Raw genomic sequence first — 21,105 nt, 5'->3', positions numbered from 1 at the left:
TGCTCGCGAACCCGACAAATTCCGCTTAACGCCGATGATCCAATGGATAGCTGATGATGATCGTCAGTGGTTCACTGCCGGTCTGTTCAATCCCCACATCGGCGCCTTCGTAAAGGTAGGCGGCCATGCCGGGACGAAGGATGGCGTTCTCACCATCAGAGAAAACGCGGCCCGTCCCGGACAGGACGTAATAGACTTCGTCGTGGTCAAGAACGTGCTGACCCACAGCGGCACCGACATGCAATGTGCGCTTGGTGAATTCCATCTCACGGCGGGGCGCCAGTTCGGACATCCGGTAGGCCGTGCTCATCCCGATCTTGCCGTGCGGCGGGGCTTCCTCGCGCTGGACGTCACGCTCGTCGATGATCACCATCGGCATGGGATCATCCGCATCATAGCTTGACCCGCGATGCATCTGCACATCGTCACCATCGGCGATGATCACACAGCCCTGCGCCATCAGTGCCACGCCCGCAACGCCAGCAATTTTTACAAGAACGCCCATTTTGTCCTCCATCGTTCGTTCGACTATCATGTAATATCGTTATTCGATAACGCTAGCCCGCGCATCAAAAATCGTCCGCGAAGGGAGAGAATTCATGACAGCCCCTGATCCAGATACCTTATATCCGATGGGGGGATTCCCGCAGGCCGTCTTCCTGAAGAATGTCATCACCCGGCCCAATATCGAGGTGGGCGATTACACCTACTACGACGATCCTGCCGGGGCGGAGCGGTGGGAGGAAAAGAATGTCCTCTATCATTTCGATTTTCACGGCGATCGGCTCAAGATCGGCCGGTTCTGCGCGCTGGCGCAGGGGAGCCAGTTCATCATGAACGGCGCCAATCACCTGACGGACGGCTTCTCGACCTTTCCTTTTGCGGCGTTCGGGCAGGGCTGGGAGGAGGGGTTTGACCCTGCTGACTGGTCGAGCGGCGTACGCGGCGACACCGTTGTCGGGCACGATGTCTGGATCGGGCGCGGGGCCGTCATCATGCCCGGCATCACCATCGGCAACGGCGCCATCATCGGCGCCCATGCGGTGGTGGCGCAAGATGTGCCCGCCTATGGCATCGTCGTGGGCAATTCAGCCAGGGTGATCCGCACGCGATTTGCGTCCGACATGGTCAAGCGGCTGGAAGACGTCGCGTGGTGGAACTGGAGCGCGGCAAAGATCACCCGGAATGTCGGTGCCATCCGCGGCGCGGATATCAACGCACTCGAGGCGGCGGCTGCGGCTGATTAGCGGCAGGGCGGTAGCCATGCCCTGACAAATTGTCCGGAGTGACCGCCAGCCCCTTGCCTTTCGGTGCGGTTTGGGGTCACTAGCCAAGATATTTCTGCTCCTGAACGAGAAGAGCTTTCATGGCCGACACCCGTACCCTCGTCGTCGAAGACAGCCCCTCAGATGCGGCGGCCGACCGGCCGTTCACCATCAATTTTGGCCCACAGCACCCGGCGGCCCACGGGGTGTTGCGTCTTGTGCTGGAACTTGACGGCGAAGTGGTGGAGCGGGTCGATCCGCATATCGGGCTGCTGCACCGGGGCACTGAAAAGCTGATCGAATACAAGACCTATCTTCAGGCGATCCCGTATTTTGACCGCCTCGACTATGTAGCCCCGATGAACCAGGAGCATGCGTTCTGCCTTGCAGCGGAAAAGCTGCTGGGCATCGAAGTGCCACGCCGGGCGAGCATCATCCGCGTCCTCTATTCAGAAATCGGTCGGCTTCTCAGCCACATTCTCAACATCACGACCCAGGCCATGGACGTTGGCGCGCTGACCCCGCCGCTCTGGGGCTTTGAAGAGCGTGAAAAGCTCATGGTGTTCTATGAGCGCGCGTCCGGCAGCCGGATGCACGCGGCGTATTTCCGTGTCGGCGGCGTCCACCAGGACCTGCCACAGGCGCTGATCGACGACATCCGCGTCTGGTGCGATCATTTCCCCAAAGTGCTCGACGAGATTGAAGCGCTGATCACCGACAACCGGATCTTCAAGCAGCGCAATGTCGATATTGGCGTGGTGACTGAGGAAGAGGCATTCGAGTGGGGCTTTTCCGGCGTCATGCTGCGCGGCTCGGGCGTGAAATGGGACCTGCGGAAATCGCAGCCCTATGAAATCTATGACGAGCTCGATTTCGACATCTGCATCGGCAAACATGGCGACTGCTATGACCGCTATGTCGTGCGGGTTGAGGAGATGAAGCAGTCCCTCAGCATCATGAAGCAGTGCATTGAAAAGCTTGAGCCCGGCCCCGTGATGGCCCAGGACACCAAAGTCTCGCCGCCTCGCCGCGAAGAGATGAAGGGGTCGATGGAATCGCTGATCAATCACTTCAAGCTGTACACCGAAGGTCCGAAAGTCCCGGCCGGTGAAGTCTATACGGCGGTTGAGGCACCCAAGGGTGAGTTCGGCGTCTATCTCGTTTCCGACGGCTCGAACAAACCCTACCGCTGCAAGATCCGTGCGCCGGGCTATGCACACCTGCAGGCCATGGACTGGATGAACCGCGGTCACATGCTGGCTGATGTGTCGGCGATTATCGGGACACTCGACATCGTGTTTGGCGAGATCGACCGCTAGGTTGCAGCCGCAACTGTTGCGCAAATGTGACCGTGTTCAGGAGTTGCGCAGAAGGCCAATCGGTACATTGCCCTGAGGCGCACTCAGGGCTAATCCTTTCTCCCGACCGGCATTGGCAGGGAAGGGCAAACCCATCGAATTCGTTCTCACACCGCGCTTGCAGAGTGCGATCGGGCTTGTGGCGTTCAGCGCACTCGCTTTCATCCTTTCCGAGCGTAAAGCCCGCTTCCCCATTGGACAGTTCTTCGTCACCCTGGCGTTGCAATTGTCGATCGCGGCCGTGTTTCTTCGTGTGCCAGTGGCCCGGAACAGCCTTGATGGCCTGAACGGCATTGTGGCGGCGCTGCAGGAAGCGACCTGGGCGGGCACGAACTTTCTCTTTGGCTATCTTGGGTCGACCCAGAACCTCCCCTTCGATGAGGCTGTCGGCAATCCCGGTCCGTTCTTCATCTTTGCGCTGCAGGCCTTGCCGCTCTTGGTGTTTGTGTCGGCGCTTGCCGCTGTCCTCTGGCACTGGGGCATTCTGAAAGTGATCATCAGGGCGTTCGCCATGATCATCGCCAGACTGCTCGGGACGGGCGGCGCCGTGTCGCTTGCTGCGGCGGCCAACGTACTCTTGGGCCAGACCGAAGCGCCATTGCTGATCCGCCCCTATTTGCGTCGCCTGACACGGTCGGAACTGTTTGCAGTGATCAGCTGCGGTTATGCCACTGTGGCGGGGACCGTGATGGCCCTTTATGCCTTCATCCTGTCGCCGCTTGATCCGGCCATGCTCGGACACATCCTTGTGGCGTCCATCATTGCCGTGCCTGCTGCGCTCCTGATCTCCCGGATCATGGTGCCGCCGGCCAAGGGCGAGGTGGCCACGACCGCCGACCAGACCGCCGACGGTTTTGACTATCAGAACACGATGGATGCCTTCACACGCGGCGCCAGCGAAGGCGGCAAACTTTGGGCTAATATCATCGTTGCCATTCTGGCGTTCATCGCCCTGGCTGCGCTCATCAACATCATTCTGGGCCAGGCGCCGGACGTGGCTGGTGCGCCCCTGACGCTTGAACGTCTTCTGGGCTGGTTCTTCGCGCCATTTGTGTGGCTCGCCGGTGTGCCCGCTGATCAGATGTTCACGGCCGGTGAGCTGATGGGGATCAAGACCGCCCTCAACGAAGTCATCGCCTATGAGCGTCTCGCGGGGCTCGCGCCCGAAGCGCTGGACGATCGTGCGACTTTGATCATGGTCTACGCCATGTGCGGTTTTGCCAATATCGGGTCGCTGGGCATCGTCATTGGCGGCCTTTCTGCACTCGAAGAAGGGCGTCGCCACGAAGTCATTCAGCTGGCGCCAAAGGCCCTGATGGCCGGGACACTGGCGACCTTGTCCTCCGGTGCGGCCGTCGGGCTGATCTGGTGACAATGAGCGCGCGGCAGGGCGGCTGTCACTGCGGCGCTGTGCGTTGGGAAGCCGACCTGCCGGCTGCGATTGAAGCTCAGAGGTGCAATTGCTCGATCTGCACAGCCGTCGGCTTCATCCACGTCATCGTGCCAAAGGCGCGGTTTCGCCTTCTTGCCGGCGCCGATGCGCTGACGCGCTATCAGTTCAATACGCGGACGGCGACACATCTTTTCTGTTCCGTGTGCGGGGTAAAATCACATTATATCCCGCGCTCCCATCCCGACGGATACTCGCTCAATCTGAATTGTCTCGACACCACGGGGCTGGACGTCACCATCACCGCGTTTGACGGTCAGAATTGGGAAGACAATGTGTCTTCACTGCCCTCAACCGGCGATTGACGGGCAACAGTGGCGCCTGCTGCACGGTCGCGCTACGTCCTCTGCATGATCAATGACACGCTTTTCGACCAGACAGCTGACCTGATGCGGGAGATCGCGGAGACGCTGATCCTACCGCGGTTTCGGTCCTTGAATGATGCTGACATCACCGAAAAATCCGGGCCGGGTGATCTTGTGACAATTGCGGATCAGGAGGCTGAACTGGCGCTCACCCCGCGTCTGATGGACCTGCTGCCGGGCTCGGTCGTCGTCGGTGAGGAGGCGGTCTCGGCCGATGGATCGGTCCTTGAGCGGCTGTCCGAAGACGCGCCGGTCTGGCTTGTCGACCCCGTCGACGGTACGGCAAATTTTGTTCGTGGAGAGAGCAATTTCGCTGTGATGGTCGCACTTGTGGTCAAGGGGGAGACCCGTGGTGCCTGGATATTTGCACCTGTTGAGAACAGGATGGCCATGGCCGCCCCGGGAGCTGGCGCATTTCTCGAGGGTCGCCGACTGCAGACGAACCGGAGCGTGAAATTTCAAGACGCCTATGGGGATTACTCGTCCAAATATATGGCCGAGCCCTACCGGTCATTGCTCAATGACTGTCTGCGGACAGTACGCGGGGCGCGGCAGGGGCACTGCTCCGCCTACGCCTATCTCGACACGGCGCGGGGGGAGCTCGATTTCGTCCTGCAATACATGATGAACCCCTGGGACCATGCGGCCGGTGAGCTTCTTGTCAGCGAAGCAGGGGGCGCGTCCCGATTTCTGGACGACGCGACCGTCTATCGCCCGATCGTCCAGCCGCACCGGCCGATGCTGACCATCGGCGACGCGGCACAATGGACCACCTTTGCCGAAAGACTGAAGCCATGACTGATCTATCTGCCGATCATTTCGAGAGTGTGGTGCGCGAGGTCTATAACAGCCTGCCGGAAGCCTTCCGAACGCTGAGCAAGGATGTCCATATCCGCGTCGTCGACTATGCCGATGACGAGACGCTGGCGCGCCTTGGCATCTCGCATCCGGACGGGTTGCTGGGTCTCTACCACGGTGTTGATGTCACGCGGAAAAGCCTGTTCGATGTCGCCACCCAGCCAGACATGGTCTTTCTCTATCGCAAGCCCATGATCCGTTATTGGCGCGAGGGCAGTGACAGCCTTGAAAAAGTCATCGCACACGTCCTTGTCCACGAGATCGGCCATCATTTTGGCCTGTCCGATGACGACATGCACGCATTGGAAGATGAGGCTTGAGGCCATACAATCCACAGGCAGCGCGCCTGACGATTTTGGCACGGCTATCCCCTATATAGGCGATTGATCTGGAAGACAGTTCCGCCTCGATTGCATGCTGATGCCTCCGCGATGCCGTTTCGTTCCAAGATGGACCGATGTGGCAGAAAATTTGCGGGGGTAGGCGTGCAACAAAGTGGGGATTTACCTGGGTATAAAGTTACCATCGCAGCCTGCGCTGCATTACTTTCTATGTCAGCCGCAGCAAACGCCGCCGTGATCAGCCGAGCCGACTTGAGCGGTGCTGAGACGCTGGGCGATCCAAAAGCGACGATGGTGCAGAACAACCCTGTCATCACGGCCAACGGATTCACCTTGACCGATAGTGCAGGTCCAAATTGGCGGACAGATATTTCTACTGCAGGATACACGAACCTGCTGACCGATAATGCGCCGACGTCTTATTTGACATTGTCCTTCGACGAAGCGCAGGCCGTTATCGCTTTCGACCTTGTCTCTTCGCGTGCGAGCTATGACATTTCCTATTTTACCGCAGACGGATCGCTGATCGAGACGGTGTCGCTGACCATGCCGACCCTGTTCAGCGGTGTGTTCGTCGGTTTTGAAAGTGCCCTTGGCATTTCCAAGGTGGTCATCGACGAGACGCGCTGGAACAATACCTCTCCCACCGTGACCGGCATTGCCAATATCGCTTTCCTGGAACTGGAAGCCGATGCCGTTCCCGTGCCTGCTGCCGCGGTTCTCTTTGCATCAGGCCTGCTTGGCGCGGGTGCTGCTCGTCGCAAAGCCAAACGCTGACGATCATGGGCGATCCGCCTGCACTGATCAGGCGGATCGCTTTTTGACTAGAAGCTGAAGCTCACGCCGACATTGATGACGGGGTAGAGGTCGTAGTCCTCGATATCGTCTTTCAGTTCGGCCTCCTCATCGGCAAGGGCCTCCTGAACAATGGCTTCATTGCTCAGTGTGCCGCCGCTTGCCGTCATGCTGACTTCCGGACTGCCCGTGAACATGACGCCCAACCGGGCGAACAGCGATATGCCGCCGTCGCCGTACAGGGCGTTGTCCCAACCGACCCCGAGATAGGGCGCGGTGTCTTCAAAATCGGCCCGTGCATTCAGGATGCCGATCTGCTCCGGCGTGAAGGTCAGATCACCCACCGTGACGTTTTCGTCCGGGTTCGCCGTCAGGTCGGCCATCTTCTCCCCCAGATAAACACCGCCAGTCAGAGTGAAGCCGTTCTCGAACGGGTGCAGGTCGACAAAGCCGCTTGGCATCTGGAAATCCATTTCGGCATCATATTCGACACCGTCATATTCCTGATCGTCACGCGTGAAGTTGAGATAGCTGTAGCCCCCGCGCAGAACGACCCGGTTGATCGGCTTCCATTGGACATGGGCGCCAATACCGGTGGTCCCAAGACTGCCGTCGACGGCAATATCCTGAGCCGCGGCGGGCAGGGCGGTGGCGGCGCAGAGGGCGGCGGCCAGAATAAGGGGCGTGCGAATCATGCGTGTCTCTCCGTGCAGTTGATTGACCGGCCGCACCTTAAGGAAGAAATCCTTAATGAATTGGCTGTCAGTTCGAAAAGATCAACTTATTCAGCCCGCTTCGCCGCATCCCAATAGGATTCAAGCTCAGCGAGGGTGTGATCCTCAAACCGTCGGCCGCTGCGAGCGACGCCGTCTTCAATGGCTGCGAAGCGCCGCATGAACTTGGCGTTGGTGCCGCGCAGAGCGGTTTCACCATCTACGCCGAGATAGCGGGTGAGGTTGGCGACGCTGAACAGAAGGTCGCCCAGCTCATCGACGACCTTGCTCTCGTCTCCGGTTCTGATCGCCTCTTCGGTCTCGGCCAGTTCCTCGCGGATCTTGTCGGTGACCCCAGAAACGTCAGGCCAGTCAAAGCCCATCCGAGCGGCGCGCTTGCCCAGCTTTTCCGCTCGCGTCAGGGCGGGCATGCCGACAGGAATATCGGCGAGGGCGCCCTGCAGCTTGTCTTTGCCGGCGCGCTCTGCGGCCTTGATGTCTTCCCATGCGGCGGTCTGTTCGTCTGCATTGCGGTGGTCCGCATCGGCAAAGACATGGGGGTGACGCCGGACCATCTTGTCGACGATGGACTCTATGACGTCCGACAGAGTGAACGCGCCGCGCTCGCTGGCCATCTGGGAGTGGAAGATCACCTGCAGCAGCAGATCACCAAGCTCGTCGCGCAGATCCTGATCGTCGCCCTGTTCGATCGCATCGACGACTTCATAGGCTTCTTCGATCGTGTAGCGCGCAATGGACCGGTGGTCCTGCTCGAGGTCCCATGGGCAGCCGCCATTGGGCGCGCGAAGATTGGCCATGATCTGGGTGAGTGCAGAGAGGGAACGTCTATCTTCGGGGGGCGAAAAGGCCATCTTCGGCTCCGTTGCACTGGGACTATTGTTTCTTGCGCGACCTTCTTGCAGGGCGTGCGGGCGGTGATACAACCCCCGGAAATTGAATCGGAGTTTTCCTATGCCCATCAAAGAATCCAAATACATCTGGAGAAGCGGTGAGATGGTACCGTGGGCAGAGGCGACGACCCACGTCATGACGCATGCGCTGCTTTATGGCACCTGCGCCTTCGAAGGCAGCCGGGCGTACAAGACGCCAACCGGCACCTACATCTTCCGCAACGATGCCCATATCGACCGCCTGTTCTACTCGGCGCGGATTTACGGCATCGGCATCCACTTCACCGCGGACGAGCTGATGGAAGCGACGCGCCGCACCGTTCGGGAGAATGGTCTGGAGTCGGCCTATATCCGTACCAACGCCTATCTCGGCTATGGTGAGATGTCGCCATCCGCCACCGGCGCGCCGAACGAACTCGACATCATCGCGTTCGAATTTGGCCGCTATCTTGGCGCTGATGCCGTGGAGAAGGGGATCGATGTGGGCGTGTCGAGCTGGCGTCGCGCCGCACCGGGCACGCAGCCTGCGGGCGTGAAGATGGCTGGCAACTACCTGTCGTCCCGCCTGATCACCATGGAAGCCAAGAAGCAGGGCCTCGCCGAAGGTATTGGCCTGACCCATGACGGCACCGTGTCTGAAGGCGGCGGCGAGAATATCTTCATGGTCAAAGATGGCCGCGTTGTGACGCCGCCACTGGCCAATTCGCTGCTTGGCGGCATCACCCGCAACTCCGTCATCACCATCCTGAAGGACAAGGGCGTGGAGCTGGTCGAGCAGTCGATGTCACGGGAATCCATGTACGGCGCTGACGAGCTGTTCTTCACAGGGACAGCTGCTGAGGTCACGCCGATCCGCTCCGTGGACGGACTTATCGTTGGCAAGGAAGGCGATAACCCGATCACCAAGATGGTGCAGGATACGTTCTTTGGTCTGTTCGATGGCACGACCGAGGACCGCTGGGGCTGGCTCGACAAGGTCTGAGCCAACTCATCAGACCACACACCACAAAAAAAGCGGCCCTCGCGGGGCCGCTTTTCTTTTGAGTAAAGGCTTGGAAGATCAGTTGATCGAACCAGGCAGGCCAATGCTGTTGTTGGAATTGGTCAGGCCCGAGTTTTCTGACAGCGTCTTGAACACGTCGTACGTTTCGTGGTCCATGCCGGCCGCACTGGGTGTCTCGCCGAACAGGGGTTCAAAGCTGACGGCCACGGCGCCTGTCTGTTTTTCGAACTCGAACCACTGATCGATCATGCTCACGAACACAGCGGCGTTAATCACGAACGAGCCGCGAGCTGTGCCGTAATCAGCAATCAGATAGCGGTCGAGGGCTACCTTGCCGTTGATAAGCGTGGCGCGGGCTGGCTTGGAGCCCATGTTGAACTGGTTGATCTGATCCAACGACGCACTGCTCGTCATGAACGCGAACATCCACAGGCCGGCGCACTGCGTTTCAGAGCTGCAGGCCCGCTGGAACAGCTGCAGGCGACGGTTGTTCGCCTGTACATACATCACCTTCTGTCCATTCGCTTCCTGGATCAGTGTCTGGAAGCCCGCCTCGCGCAGGACCGGTTCGATGTGAGTGAATGACACGCTCGGCAGCATCTCTGTTGGCCGGGAAACCGGCTGGGCCATGGCGCCCCCGAGGGCGGCCCCTGAGAGAACGACTGCGGCTGCTGCGGCAAGACTCGACAAGAATTTCATAGCTCATATCCCCGACTAGACCTCGACGTTAACGAGACCTGACCGCCGAGGCAATGGGGCGCTGGGGCCATGGCTGCTGCCAGCGCTCCGGCGTGGCGCAAACGCGTCACCTGTTCAGGGGATTGCCGCTTCAGCTTGTCGCCGGATGGCGGTCGACCACCGCTGCGAGAAATCTCGCGAGGCTGCCGCCAAAGCTGCCCGACGACAGGATCAGCAACACGTCGTTTGAAGGAGAGGCATCGTCCAGCACCTGGCTCACATCGTCCTTGGTGAAAATCCGCACGTCCCGATGGGTTTGCCGTGCGCGCTCGACGATCTCTTCGCCGGATACCTGATCATGCGTGCCCTGACCGTGGTCGGGCGGTGCAAACATCCAGACGGTGTCGGTACCGGCAAAGGCGCTGTCATATTGCGACAGGGCATTGCGATTGCGCCAGGTGAAAGTGTGCGGTTCGAACATCACGATCAGGCGACGCTGGGGAAAATGCGCCCGCATGGCATCAATCGCCGCGCGGGCTTTCTCGTAGGACGAGCCAAACCCTTCATAGACGGGCAGAGCGCTGCCCGGTGCCTTGCGGTCGAGCCGTCGCTCAAGCCCTGCAAAGGCTGCGACCGCGGCCTGGAACTCATCAATGGTCAGATGGCCTTCGCCCACAAGATAGGCGGCGGCGCCGCAAATGTTCTGGACCGCATGTCGACCCATCTGGCTGGTCTCGAAGCCGGGATAAGGGGTTCGGTCCACGGTCAGGGTAAAGCGGGTCGGCGTGCCAGCGATGGGATCTCCCAGTTCGATCATCTGCGCCCCGTAATCTGCGCCGGGCTCAAGCCCGTAGGACGTCTTGCGGCCGGGGAATGCGTAGAAGAAGTTCGACGAATATTGCTCGTCCGTGCACGCGATCAGGTGGCCCTGGCGTTCGGACAGCCCGGTCATGAGCGCATGAAATGGCGCATGATAGCTCTGCAACGTGGGATAGATATTGACGTGGTCATGGGTGGCAGACGTCAACAGAACCGTCGCCGGATCATAATGGACGAATTTGGGCCGGTCGTCCCAATTGGCACTGGGATACTCATCGCCTTCAAAGATAAACGGCCCCGCACCTCCCATGGCTGACGAATGGGACAGGCCTTTTGGGATGGCCCCGATAAACCAGCCCGGCGCCTTGCCAGTGGAAACGAGGCACCAGGTAATCAGAGAGGTCAACGTCGACTTGCCGTAGGATCCTGCGACCACCATCCGTTCGCGATCGGCGGTCAACTGGGCCAGCACCTGAGGGAAGGAGTGAACGTTGTCCGCGTACTGGTCCAGTGCGGCCGCGACTTCTTCATTGCTTTCGGGCACGAGCTTGGCGTGCTTGCCGATCACGATCAGGTCCGGGTCGGGCGGAATGTTGCTGGCGCGGTGGCCGATCATGCAGCCAAGACCGATGCGGGTGAGGTAGTCGCTGACCGGCGGATAAAACCCTTCATCCGACCCCGTCACGATATATCCGGTTTCCTGAAGCAGGCGGGCGACGGCAGACATGCCAGCACCACAAAGGCCAATCAGATGCGCATTTTTCATCATGCCCACCGCCTAGACTATTCGTCGGATTTGGCAATGAGCCGTTGATTTGACGGTAAAAGACGGCAAGACACCCGACTGTGTGTCAGAAGGCTGGGCGATCGCTGGGGCAACTCAGAGGAAAGTCCGGGCTCCATGGCGGCAGGGTGCCGGGTAACGCCCGGCTGGAGCGATCCAAGGGAAAGCGCCACAGAGAACAAACCGCCTTGCACTCCTGTTCGCAGGAGAGCTCGGTGAGGCTGAAACGGTGCGGTAAGAGCGCACCGCCGGTCCGGCAACGGATCGGGCACGGCAAGCCCCGCCCGGAGCAAGACCGAATAGGAACAGCGCGCACCGCCTATGGCTGGTGCAGGGGCGCCGCCACCCCCAGGCTGTTCGGGTTGGTTGCTGGACGACGGACGCAAGTTCGTCGCTAGAGGAATGGTCGTCACTGCCTTCTCGGAGGCGGTACAGAACCCGGCTTACAGGCCCTCTGACACACACCTTCGCCCGTTCACATCCTCATTTTCAATGCACTATCGCAACGCATTGCTTGTTCTATATTTGTTCGATGCATGATATTACTTCTATAGTGCGTTAAGAAGTTATCCACCGTTTCGCATTCACGTTGCTTGGTGGGGTTTCCCATGTTATCCCAAGTTTGGGCATTTCAGGGCGGAATACCGATCAGCATGGCGGGGCCGACAGGCTCCTTTGGGTGATAACGAGCAATGGCCGCGACCGAGCAAAACGAAGCGATACGCACGAAAGAGGGCCGCCCCCTCGAGCGTCGCCGTTTTGTCGGCAATGCGACCAACAAGATCGATGCCAAGGGTCGCGTCTCCATTCCGGCGGATATGCGCCGCCAGATCGATGCCGGCAGTGATGATCCGGCGCCGGTCCTGTTCTGTGCGCCCTCGATCCTCGCCGATGAACTTCTGTGCGGTGGCGCCGATTTGAAGGACTATCTTCTGTACATGGTGGCCGGACTGGATCTGACCGATCCGATGTCCGGTGATCGTCTGGATGCAGAAGAGATGGTGCTCGGGCTTGTCGAGCGCCTCTATTTCGACGAGGCCGGCCGTGTCGTGGTGCCAAAGGCGCTGCGTGACCACGCGCAATTGTCTGGTCCGGTCAGCTTTGTAGGCCGCGGCGATATTTTCGTGATGGCGGACGCGCCGGCCATTGCTGCCAAGCAATCACGTCTTCTCAGTCTCGATCCGGACACGCGCAATCGCCTCCGGGCTCGCATGTCACCAGCCCGCAATCGGGCGGGAGGGGGCGAATGAGCGAGCCGCATATTTCCGTTCTTCTTGACGAAGTGATCGGTGCGCTGTCGATCGAGCCGGGACAAAAGATTGTCGACGGCACATTCGGTGCGGGCGGCTACACGCGGGCGTTCCTCAAGGCCGGGGCCAGCGTCATTGCCTTTGATCGCGACCCTACTGCCATTGCAGCGGGCCAGAAAAATTTTGCCGGCGAAGATGCGCTGAGCCTCATTCAGGCGCCGTTTGATCGTCTCGGGCAGGTGCTGACCGAACGCGGTCTTGTGCCGGTCGACGGGGCGGTTTTCGACTTTGGCGTATCCTCCATGCAGTTGGATCAGGCCGAGCGCGGCTTTTCCTTCATGGCGGATGGCCCGCTCGACATGCGGATGGGTGAGGGGCGTCCCGTGGCGGACTTCATCAACACCGCGAAGACCGGCGACATTGCTGATGTCATTCATCAGTATGGCGAGGAGCGCCGCGCGCGGCACATCGCCAATCTGATCGGATCGGCGCGGGACGAGGCGCCGCTGACCACAACCGCCCAGCTGGCGGCGGTAGTGGAAAAGGCGTTGGGGCGCGGTGGCAAGGTCCATCCCGCCACCCGGACGTTTCAGGCGCTGCGCATCTTCATCAATGATGAACTGGGCCAGATTGTCCGTGCGCTTATCGCTGCGGAGGCTGTGCTGGCAGAGGGGGGGCGCCTTGTTGCGGTGTCTTTTCACTCGCTGGAGGACCGCATTGTGAAGCGTTTTCTTGCTTCGGTGACCGGGCGGACCGGTGGCGGCTCACGGCACATGCCAGAGGTCAGCGGTCCGGCCTCTACCTTTTCGGCGCTCGGCAAGGCGCTCACACCCGGTTCCGCCGAGGTCGAGCGAAACGTCCGCGCCCGCTCTGCCACCCTGCGCGCGGCGGTTCGGAATGCCGCGCCTGCAGGACAATGGGATGACGCTCGCCTGGCCGGGCTGGGCATCCCTCCGCTTGTATTTTCTCAACTCCAACAATCATGGGTATCGGTGTAATGAAGATTGTGACAATGAGTTTGGCTGCTCTCCTGGTTCTTGCTGCGGCAGGACGATTCCACGCGGAGGCCAATGTGCGCCAGAGCGAGCGGGAGCTTCAGCGCCTCGCCGACGCTCGCGAAGCGCTGCAGGGCGACGTGGATCGGGTGCGCCTCGACGTGGAAGTGCTCGAGAATGCCGGACGATTGTCCGAACTGAACGCCCAGCATCTGGCCTTGCGGACCGTCCGGTCCGAGCAGATCGCCGATGATCGTGATTTTGCGCGAGTCGTGGGAATAAAGGTCCCCGAAAAACCATCTGCCGTCCCTCAAAATGCCGACATTATCGGCAATGCGATCGGGATGAATGATCTCTCTGCCGCTGAAAGGGCTGTTCAGTAATGATGATGGAAGGCCTCTCACAGCCTGTCACGGTCACGACCGTCTTCGACGATCATGCCCCGCGCGACCGCACGCCGGTCGCCGCGGCCAAGTCAGATGGGCAATTCCGGCTGATGCTGTGTGGCGGCTTTTTCATGTTCGCATTCGCCGTGATGATCCTGCGGCTCGGCTACCTTGCGTTTGGCATGGACGATGAGATTCGCCTTATCCGTGTAGAGAATGCTGTCCCCATTCGTCCGGAGGTTGTTGACCGCAATGGTCGTCCACTGATCATGAACAGCTCCGCCGAAGGCCTGGCCATCGACGGCCGGGATATCTGGGATGTGGAAGAGGCGGTATCCGGTCTGCAGGGCCTGTTCCCGACCATCGATGCTGACCGACTGCGCACCCGCTTGGCCAAAAAACAGTACACGCTGGTGATGGATTCCATCCAGCCGGAAGAGCGCCAAGCCGTGATCGCGCTTGGCCTGCCGGGCCTGCGTTTCCCTGATACCACTGGGCGCGCCTACCCGCAGCGGGATCTGGCCGCCCATGTGGTCGGCTACACGATTCCCGGTCGCGGCGGCGTTGTGGGCGTGGAAAAGGCCCTTGATCTGACCATGAAGCCTGGCGCGAAAGGCCCAGTTCGCCTGTCGATTGATCTTGTGGCGCAGCAGGTGCTGGAGGATGAGCTGGCTGGCGCGTTGCAGACGTTCTCGGCCAAGGCCGCCTGGGGTGTCTTGCTCGACGCCAATACTGGGGAAGTTCGCGCGCTGGCGAGCCTGCCCGACTACAATCCGAATCAGCCCGGTTCAGCGGACACAGGGGCGTGGCGGAACCGCGCCATGTCAGATGTTTACGAGATGGGGTCAGCCTTCAAGCCGATCACCGTGGCCGCTGCGCTCGAAAATGGCGTGATTGAACTGACGGATCAGTTTGACGTTGCGACGCCGCTCAAGATCGGCGCCTGGACGATTGACGATTACAGCCACAAGAAATCGCCGATGACGACGGCAGAGGTCGTTCAGTACTCGTCCAATATCGGCACGATCCAGATCGTCCAGCGGTTGGGCGTGGACGGCTTTCGTGCCGTGCTGGAAACCCTCAACCTCGACCGCCCACTCGCCACCGAGCTTGCGGAGGCGGGCACACCGATGCTGTCCAAGGAGTGGCGGCCGTCGGAGCTGGCATCATCTTCCTACGGTCACGGGATCGCCGTGTCGCCGCTGCAGTTGACGGCGGCCTTCGCGGCGGTGGTCAATGGCGGTACTTACTACGCGCCAACATTCATTGACGGCGGGGCAGGCAAACAGCATCAGGCGTTCTCCCGCGCGACCAGCGACCAGATGCGCATTGTCCTGCGCAAGACGGTGACCGACGGAACTGGCGGCAAGGCGGAAGTGGCCGGCTTCTATCCGATCGGTAAGACGTCGACCGCAGACAAGCCCGGCATCGGCGGTTATGACGACCATGGCGAGCTGATCTCGAGCTTCATCGGCGCTTTCCCGGGATATGATCCTCAATATGTGCTGCTGGTGTCGTTCGACGAGCCGCAAGGGATCGAATCCACCTATGGCTATGCCACAGCCGGATACGTGGCTGCGCCGGTCTTCAAGCGGGTGGTGGAGCGTGTGGCGCCGGCTCTAGGTCTGATGCCGGTAGGCGATGATGTTGCCTTTGACGGGTTTGTGGGGTTGCGCCGTGAGCAGGGGGACCGTCAGTTGACGGACAATAATGCGCTGACGGCCTTGTTGACGGAGACGGAAATTGATGAAGCTCAATGAACTGACGGCGCTGGCCAGACGCTTGCCGCCCGTTGAGATCACGGGCATCACGGCGGACAGTCGCCTGGTCAAGGCTGGCTATCTTTTCGCCGCCCTGCCGGGCAGCAATATTGACGGCCGTGCATTCATTGAACAGGCGGTGGAAGATGGCGCATTTGCCGTCCTAGCGCTGCCAGGCACGAAGGCCAGCGTTCCTGTCATCGAAAGCGAAGAGCCGCGCCTGACGCTCGCGCAGATTGCCATGCGCTTTCACGCGGGCCAGCCTGAACACGTCGCTGGCATTACCGGCACGAACGGCAAAACGTCCGTGGCGCGCTTCACGTCGCAGATCTGGAATGCGCTGGGCAAAAAGGCCGGATCGCTGGGCACATTGGGTGCCGTTGCGCCTGGCTATGATTATGCACTGCGTCATACGACGCCGGACCCCGTCGAAATCCATCAGATTCTGTCGACCATGGCCGCGATGGGCACCACACATCTTGCGATGGAGGTGTCCTCCCACGGTCTGTCGCAGCACCGGGCTGATGGTGTCAGTTTCAAATATGCGGCATTCACCAACATCACCCAGGATCATCTGGACTACCACCCCGACTTTCGGGACTATTTCAGCGCAAAGATGCGCCTGCTGACGGAATTGCTGCCTGTCGGCGCAACAGCGGTCATCAACGCCGATGGTCCGGGCTCGGACCGTGCGGCGGAAGCCGCAGTGGCGGCGGGCCGAAAGGTCTTCTCAGTCGGGCGCAAGGGGAAGGACATCGTCCTCAAACAACTCGAGGCCACGGTTGATGGCCTGTCCATGGACATCCAGCACCAGGGGCGGTCCTATCAGATCGCACTGCCGCTGATCGGTGCGTATCAGGCCGACAACGCGCTGGTTGCTGCAGGGCTGGCCATTGTTAGCGGTCTGTCCGCCGAGCGGGTGTTTGAGCAGCTGTCATCGATTTCAGCGGCGCCGGGACGTATGCAGCTGGCCGGTATCAAGCGCTTCGCCGATGGTGGTGAGGCCACGGCCTATGTGGACTATGCCCACACGCCTGACGCTATCGCTACGGCGCTCGCCGCGATCCGTCCCCATGCTGATGGTGATATTCATATCGTCTTTGGCGCAGGCGGTGACAGGGACCGAACCAAGAGGCCGCTGATGGCCAAAGCGGCCGCCAGCGCCGCGCAGCATCTGATCATTACTGACGACAATCCGCGTTCGGAAGACCCTGCGGCTATTCGGGCCGAAGTGCAGACCGGCGCGCCGTCTGCCCTGAATATTGGTGGTCGCGCAGACGCCATTGCCGCAGGCGTTGCCGCACTGAAGCCTGGCGACGTGCTTCTTGTAGCGGGCAAAGGTCACGAACTTGGACAGACGATAGAGGGTGTGACCTATCCCTTTGACGATGTCGCCACGACCAGCCGTTTGATGGCTGAGGCGAGTGAAGCATGAGTGTATTGTCGACCACGCCGCTCTGGACTGCGTTAGAAGCGCGTGCAGCGACCTGCGGACAGCTTGCCGGTGGGGATGAGTGGGTCGTCAGTGGGCTGTCGATCGATACCCGAACGCTGCGATCAGGCGAGATGTTTGTCGCGCTGAAGGATGCGCGGGACGGTCACGACTTCATTCAGGCAGCGCGGGAAGCGGGCGCTACTGCTGCTCTGGCCAGTGATGCTACTGCCGCTGCCAATGGTCCTGCCCTGATGGTCGAGGACACACTCACGGGCCTGTCGGCACTGGCCGCGGCCGCGCGTGACCGGAATTTCGGCAAGCTGATCGCCGTCACTGGCAGTGCGGGCAAGACCAGCACCAAGGAGATGCTGCGCGCTGCGCTGGCGCCTTCAGGCAAGGTCCATGCGGCACAGAAGAGCTTCAACAATCACATCGGCGTACCGCTGACCCTCGCGGCTTTACCGGCAAATGCCCGGTTTGGCGTTTTCGAGATCGGCATGAACCATGCGGGCGAGATCACGCCGCTGGTCGGACTGGTCAGGCCGCACGTGGCGATCATCACGACCATAGCGGCGGCTCACCTCGAGTTTTTTGATTCCGTCGATGGTATTGCGGCGGCGAAAGCAGAGATTCTGACCGGGCTTCGCCCGGGTGGTGTGGCTGTCCTGCCGGCGGATAGCGACTATTATGATTTCCTGTGCGACGAGGCCGGTCGAAATGGCGTCACCACGATCATTCCCTTTGGGGAAAGCGCGCGTGCGCAGTGGGGGGTGCGCCTGTTGGACTATGACCCTGATGGCGCCGGCCCGGCCAAACTGACGGTATCGGTTGAAGGCGAGAAGAAGATTTTCACTCTCGATTCGCCCGGCCGTCATCAGGCGAGCAATGCCTGTGCGGTTATCGCCGCTGCCCTGGCGAGCGGTGCAACGGTGGACTCCGTCATTGCAGGCCTTGAGCGGTTTGCAGCGGGCAGTGGCCGAGGCGCGACTCATGTCATGACCATCCGCGGGGCAACCGTCCACATTATCGACGAAAGCTATAACGCCAATCCGGCGTCCATGGCGGCGGCGTTGAAGGTGCTGGGCACGACGAGACAGGGCACGGAAGGGCGGCGGATCGCTGTCCTTGGTGAAATGCGGGAATTGGGCAAGGACAGCGACGTCTTTCACAGACAATTGACCACCCCGATCGCTGAAGCAGGGGTCGACATGGTGTACACGGCCGGACCAGGAATGGTGCCGCTGCGCGATGCGCTCGGCTCTGGCGTGCACCGCGCTCACGCCGAACAGGCGCTTGATCTGATCGAGCCGCTGCTGGCGGATCTACAGGACGGCGATATCGTCCTCTTCAAGGGCTCGAACGCATCACGCGTCGGACCTTTGCTCGATGCTTTCCTTTCCAACGCCACAATGGGGGAGTAGCGGGCGCCATGCTTTATCATCTCCTGACCCCCCTTGCTGACGAGTTCACGATCTTCAACGTGTTCCGTTACATCACCTTCCGCACCGGTGGCGCGACCATGACCGCCATGCTCATCTGCTTTATCGTCGGACCGCGGCTGATCCGCTGGTTCCGCAAGAAGCAGGGCAAAGGGCAACCGATCCGCGCCGATGGCCCGCAAAGCCATATTGTCGAGAAAGCCGGCACCCCCACCATGGGCGGCGTTCTTATCCTGCTCAGCCTGGTGATCTCGACGCTGCTCTGGGCGCCGCTGAACAATCCTTATGTCTGGGTCGTGCTCGGCGTCACTGTCGTTTTCGGCCTGCTCGGTTTCTGGGACGATTATCTCAAAGTCACAAAGCAGACGTCCACCGGCGTCGTCGGGTCAGGCAAGCTGATCGTCCAATGCGTGACCGCGCTGGTCGCTGGCTGGATCTGCGTCAGTGTCCTGCAGCAGACACCCGGAATCGATGAGGGGATTGCAACCGGTGTCCCCATTCCGTTCGTGAAGGGATTGCTGATCCCCATGGGGATGCTGATCGTGCCGTTCGCGGCGCTGGTCATTGTCGGCTCGTCCAATGCGGTGAATATGACCGACGGACTTGATGGCCTTGCGATCGTACCTGTCATGATCGCGGCAGGCAGCTTCATGCTGATCGCCTATCTCGTCGGCCGGGCGGACTACACGGAATATCTTGGACTGATCTACGTCCCCAATGTGGGGGAACTCGCTGTGATTTGCGGGGCTATTGTCGGCGCTGGGCTGGGGTTCCTCTGGTTCAATGCGCCGCCTGCCATGATCTTCATGGGCGATACGGGGTCTCTGTCGCTGGGCGGTGCGCTCGGTGCCATGGCCGTGGCCGTCAAGCACGAGCTGGTGTTGGCCATTATTGGCGGTCTTTTCGTGTTCGAAGCCCTGTCGGTGATGATCCAGATTGCGTCGTTCAAGCTGACCGGCAAGCGCGTCTTCAAGATGGCGCCGGTCCATCACCACTTCGAGCAATTGGGCTGGAAAGAATCCACCATTGTGATCCGGTTTTGGATCATCGCCTTCATCCTCGCGATGATTGGCCTCAGCTCTCTCAAACTGCGATAGGATACCCGCTTGTTCCCTCTACCCGCATATCGTGGCCAGACTGTTGGCGTCCTTGGACTGGGTCCACAGGGCCTGGCCGTAGCTGAGGCCCTGATCGAAAGCGGGGCGACCGTCATCGCATTTGATCGCTCGGGCGGGGTAGGGGCGCATACGGATGTTCAGATGAGGCGGCCGACGGACTGGCCGATGGATCAGTTGTCGGCTGTGGTCATCGCCGATGGTGATCGTCGTGGTCTGGCCCTGACCCTCGTCGATCGTGCCGCCGCCGCAGGTGTCGCGGTCCTGACGGATCTCGACCTTTTCTCCCAGAGCATCGACGCTCTGCCACCGGAAGAACGGCCAACGGTGATCGCCGTCACGGGGGCAGCGGGCAAATCCGTCACCGTATCGATCATCGCCCATATTCTGTCCGAGCTGGGCCGGCCTGTGTCTGTTGGAGGGCCAATCGGCTCTCCGTTCATGGATATGGCCGCCCCTTCAAAGGCGATGACGTACATTCTGGAACTGCCGGTCCGGCGGTTGTCGATTGCTCGCGATTTCAAGCCCAACATTGCCATTTCGCTCAGCGTCGCGGGTCTCCTCGACCCTGACCAGATCCAGATGGCGCTCCGGTCGCTTCTGAAAGTGTTCAAATCCCAAGGGCCCGAGGATCGCGCCATCATTGGTGTCGATGACGCCTTGGGGCAGGAGCTCTGCACCATGCTGCGGTCGGGCCAGTGCCCCGGCGCCGGGACAGGGACGATCATTCCCGTGTCCGGCGAGGCGGCTCTCAGCCACGGGATCTTCGTTCTGGGGGGAACGGCCTATTCCGCCCACAAACGGAAGACGCAGCCATTGGGCAATTTCTCGCGTGCACCGGCCTTCGTCGGATCGCACCTCAATCAGGATGCGGCTGCAGCGATTGCCGCCTGTCTTTCTTTTGACATCGCGCCGGCGCTGATCATCAAGGCGCTGCACAGCTATAAAGGGCTTAAAGGCCGGTTTGAATGTCTCGGATCCGTTGGCCCGGTGATGTTCATCGATGACAGCTTCGCCAGCTCGACGGCGGCCGCGGCCCGCGCCATTCACGCCTGTCCGGACGTGTTCTGGATCGGGAGCGACGCCCATGCACCAAAGAAGGGATCTCAGGTCCCGGGATCAGTCTCGTCCGTGCACGGAGCCTATCTGATTGGCGACAGCACGGATGATGACAGCGTGACCTGTCACACCGGTCTCGCCGATGCCGTGGCAGCCGCCTATCGCGACGCCACAAAACTTGCGGCACAGGATCCCAGTGCGGCGCCCGTGATCCTCTATTCTCCCGGCCTGCCGTTCGAAATGACCGGCATCGGTCCCAATGATTTCCGATCCGTTGTGCAGTCACATATGGATATCGAGGCCCGCTATGCTTGATATGTCCTCGC

At 60.6% G+C, this 21,105-nt stretch carries 21 protein-coding genes and 1 other RNA gene; 17 read left to right on the top strand and 5 right to left on the bottom strand.

Annotated elements, in window-relative coordinates:
- Window positions 1–25: 25 nt before the first annotated feature.
- On the bottom strand, window positions 26–415 hold the full coding sequence (locus RUI03_RS08240) for a cupin domain-containing protein (RefSeq protein ID WP_410795932.1): 390 nt from the start codon (window positions 413–415) through the stop codon (window positions 26–28).
- Window positions 416–599: 184 nt separating this feature from the next.
- Here RUI03_RS08240 and RUI03_RS08235 point away from each other — a divergent pair, with 184 nt between their 5' ends.
- The 7 genes from RUI03_RS08235 (at window position 600) to RUI03_RS08205 (ending at window position 6,414) form a co-directional block, all read left to right on the top strand.
- A complete protein-coding gene (locus tag RUI03_RS08235; protein ID WP_317286980.1) occupies window positions 600–1,247 on the top strand; it encodes a CatB-related O-acetyltransferase in 648 nt (215 codons plus the stop codon).
- A 119-nt stretch (window positions 1,248–1,366) separates the two neighbouring features.
- Window positions 1,367–2,584: an NADH-quinone oxidoreductase subunit D gene (locus RUI03_RS08230; protein WP_317286979.1), complete on the top strand. Its 1,218-nt coding sequence runs from the start codon at window positions 1,367–1,369 to the stop codon at window positions 2,582–2,584.
- Window positions 2,585–2,762: 178 nt separating this feature from the next.
- Complete coding sequence (locus RUI03_RS08225; protein ID WP_317286978.1) at window positions 2,763–3,995, top strand: NupC/NupG family nucleoside CNT transporter; 1,233 nt, start codon at window positions 2,763–2,765, stop codon at window positions 3,993–3,995.
- Window positions 3,996–3,997: 2 nt separating this feature from the next.
- Window positions 3,998–4,378 carry a GFA family protein gene (locus RUI03_RS08220; RefSeq protein ID WP_317286977.1) on the top strand — a complete coding sequence of 127 codons (381 nt, stop codon included), beginning with the start codon at window positions 3,998–4,000 and terminating at the stop codon, window positions 4,376–4,378.
- A gap of 9 nt (window positions 4,379–4,387) precedes the next feature.
- Complete coding sequence (locus RUI03_RS08215) at window positions 4,388–5,236, top strand: inositol monophosphatase (protein WP_317286976.1); 849 nt, start codon at window positions 4,388–4,390, stop codon at window positions 5,234–5,236.
- Entirely contained in the window at window positions 5,233–5,616 is a 384-nt protein-coding gene (locus RUI03_RS08210) for a metallopeptidase family protein (RefSeq protein WP_317286975.1), read from the top strand. The genes RUI03_RS08215 and RUI03_RS08210 overlap by 4 nt, the downstream gene beginning before the upstream one ends.
- 111 nt (window positions 5,617–5,727) lie before the next feature.
- The gene (locus RUI03_RS08205; RefSeq protein WP_317286974.1) at window positions 5,728–6,414 is read left to right on the top strand and encodes a hypothetical protein; all 687 of its coding nucleotides are present in this window, start codon (window positions 5,728–5,730) and stop codon (window positions 6,412–6,414) included.
- Between the two features lie 47 nt (window positions 6,415–6,461).
- On the opposite strand, the gene RUI03_RS08200 is transcribed toward RUI03_RS08205, so the two are convergent.
- Together RUI03_RS08200 and mazG are read right to left on the bottom strand one after the other, a co-directional pair.
- Window positions 6,462–7,127: a hypothetical protein gene (locus RUI03_RS08200; RefSeq protein ID WP_317286973.1), complete on the bottom strand. Its 666-nt coding sequence runs from the start codon at window positions 7,125–7,127 to the stop codon at window positions 6,462–6,464.
- 86 nt (window positions 7,128–7,213) lie between these two features.
- The gene (mazG, locus tag RUI03_RS08195; protein WP_317286972.1) at window positions 7,214–8,017 is read right to left on the bottom strand and encodes a nucleoside triphosphate pyrophosphohydrolase; all 804 of its coding nucleotides are present in this window, start codon (window positions 8,015–8,017) and stop codon (window positions 7,214–7,216) included.
- 100 nt (window positions 8,018–8,117) lie between these two features.
- On the opposite strand from mazG, the gene RUI03_RS08190 reads away from it, so the two are divergent.
- On the top strand, window positions 8,118–9,038 hold the full coding sequence (locus RUI03_RS08190) for a branched-chain amino acid transaminase (protein WP_317286971.1): 921 nt from the start codon (window positions 8,118–8,120) through the stop codon (window positions 9,036–9,038).
- A 78-nt stretch (window positions 9,039–9,116) separates the two neighbouring features.
- Here the strand turns inward: RUI03_RS08190 and RUI03_RS08185 are convergent, their stop codons facing one another.
- Both RUI03_RS08185 and RUI03_RS08180 read right to left on the bottom strand, forming a co-directional pair.
- On the bottom strand, window positions 9,117–9,758 hold the full coding sequence (locus RUI03_RS08185; protein ID WP_317286970.1) for a YbjN domain-containing protein: 642 nt from the start codon (window positions 9,756–9,758) through the stop codon (window positions 9,117–9,119).
- Window positions 9,759–9,888: 130 nt separating this feature from the next.
- On the bottom strand, window positions 9,889–11,325 hold the full coding sequence (locus RUI03_RS08180) for a UDP-N-acetylmuramate--L-alanine ligase (RefSeq protein WP_317286969.1): 1,437 nt from the start codon (window positions 11,323–11,325) through the stop codon (window positions 9,889–9,891).
- Between the two features lie 82 nt (window positions 11,326–11,407).
- Between RUI03_RS08180 and rnpB the strand changes: the two genes are divergently transcribed.
- From rnpB to RUI03_RS08135, 9 genes are all read left to right on the top strand, one after another.
- Window positions 11,408–11,802: RNase P RNA component class A (gene rnpB, locus RUI03_RS08175), an RNA gene on the top strand.
- A 230-nt stretch (window positions 11,803–12,032) separates the two neighbouring features.
- Window positions 12,033–12,590: a hypothetical protein gene (locus RUI03_RS08170; RefSeq protein ID WP_317286968.1), complete on the top strand. Its 558-nt coding sequence runs from the start codon at window positions 12,033–12,035 to the stop codon at window positions 12,588–12,590.
- Window positions 12,587–13,588: a 16S rRNA (cytosine(1402)-N(4))-methyltransferase RsmH gene (rsmH, locus tag RUI03_RS08165; protein ID WP_317286967.1), complete on the top strand. Its 1,002-nt coding sequence runs from the start codon at window positions 12,587–12,589 to the stop codon at window positions 13,586–13,588. The genes RUI03_RS08170 and rsmH overlap by 4 nt, the downstream gene beginning before the upstream one ends.
- 14 nt (window positions 13,589–13,602) lie before the next feature.
- Entirely contained in the window at window positions 13,603–13,968 is a 366-nt protein-coding gene (locus RUI03_RS08160) for a hypothetical protein (RefSeq protein WP_317286966.1), read from the top strand.
- Window positions 13,968–15,731: a penicillin-binding protein 2 gene (locus RUI03_RS08155; protein ID WP_317286965.1), complete on the top strand. Its 1,764-nt coding sequence runs from the start codon at window positions 13,968–13,970 to the stop codon at window positions 15,729–15,731. Before RUI03_RS08160 ends, RUI03_RS08155 begins: the two co-directional genes overlap by 1 nt.
- Window positions 15,718–17,166, top strand: a complete 1,449-nt coding sequence (locus tag RUI03_RS08150; RefSeq protein ID WP_317289640.1) for a UDP-N-acetylmuramoyl-L-alanyl-D-glutamate--2,6-diaminopimelate ligase — start codon at window positions 15,718–15,720, stop codon at window positions 17,164–17,166. Before RUI03_RS08155 ends, RUI03_RS08150 begins: the two co-directional genes overlap by 14 nt.
- Complete coding sequence (locus RUI03_RS08145; protein ID WP_317286964.1) at window positions 17,163–18,587, top strand: UDP-N-acetylmuramoyl-tripeptide--D-alanyl-D-alanine ligase; 1,425 nt, start codon at window positions 17,163–17,165, stop codon at window positions 18,585–18,587. Before RUI03_RS08150 ends, RUI03_RS08145 begins: the two co-directional genes overlap by 4 nt.
- A gap of 8 nt (window positions 18,588–18,595) precedes the next feature.
- Window positions 18,596–19,702 carry a phospho-N-acetylmuramoyl-pentapeptide-transferase gene (gene mraY / locus RUI03_RS08140; protein ID WP_317286963.1) on the top strand — a complete coding sequence of 369 codons (1,107 nt, stop codon included), beginning with the start codon at window positions 18,596–18,598 and terminating at the stop codon, window positions 19,700–19,702.
- A gap of 9 nt (window positions 19,703–19,711) precedes the next feature.
- Complete coding sequence (locus RUI03_RS08135) at window positions 19,712–21,094, top strand: hypothetical protein (RefSeq protein WP_317286962.1); 1,383 nt, start codon at window positions 19,712–19,714, stop codon at window positions 21,092–21,094.
- The last annotated feature ends 11 nt before the right edge of the window (window positions 21,095–21,105 follow it).

This window comes from Parvularcula sp. LCG005 (assembly GCF_032930845.1).
Classification (GTDB): domain Bacteria; phylum Pseudomonadota; class Alphaproteobacteria; order Caulobacterales; family Parvularculaceae; genus Parvularcula.
The sequence above is the reverse complement of the archived record's forward strand: the minus strand, read 5'-3'. Positions and strand labels throughout refer to the sequence as shown.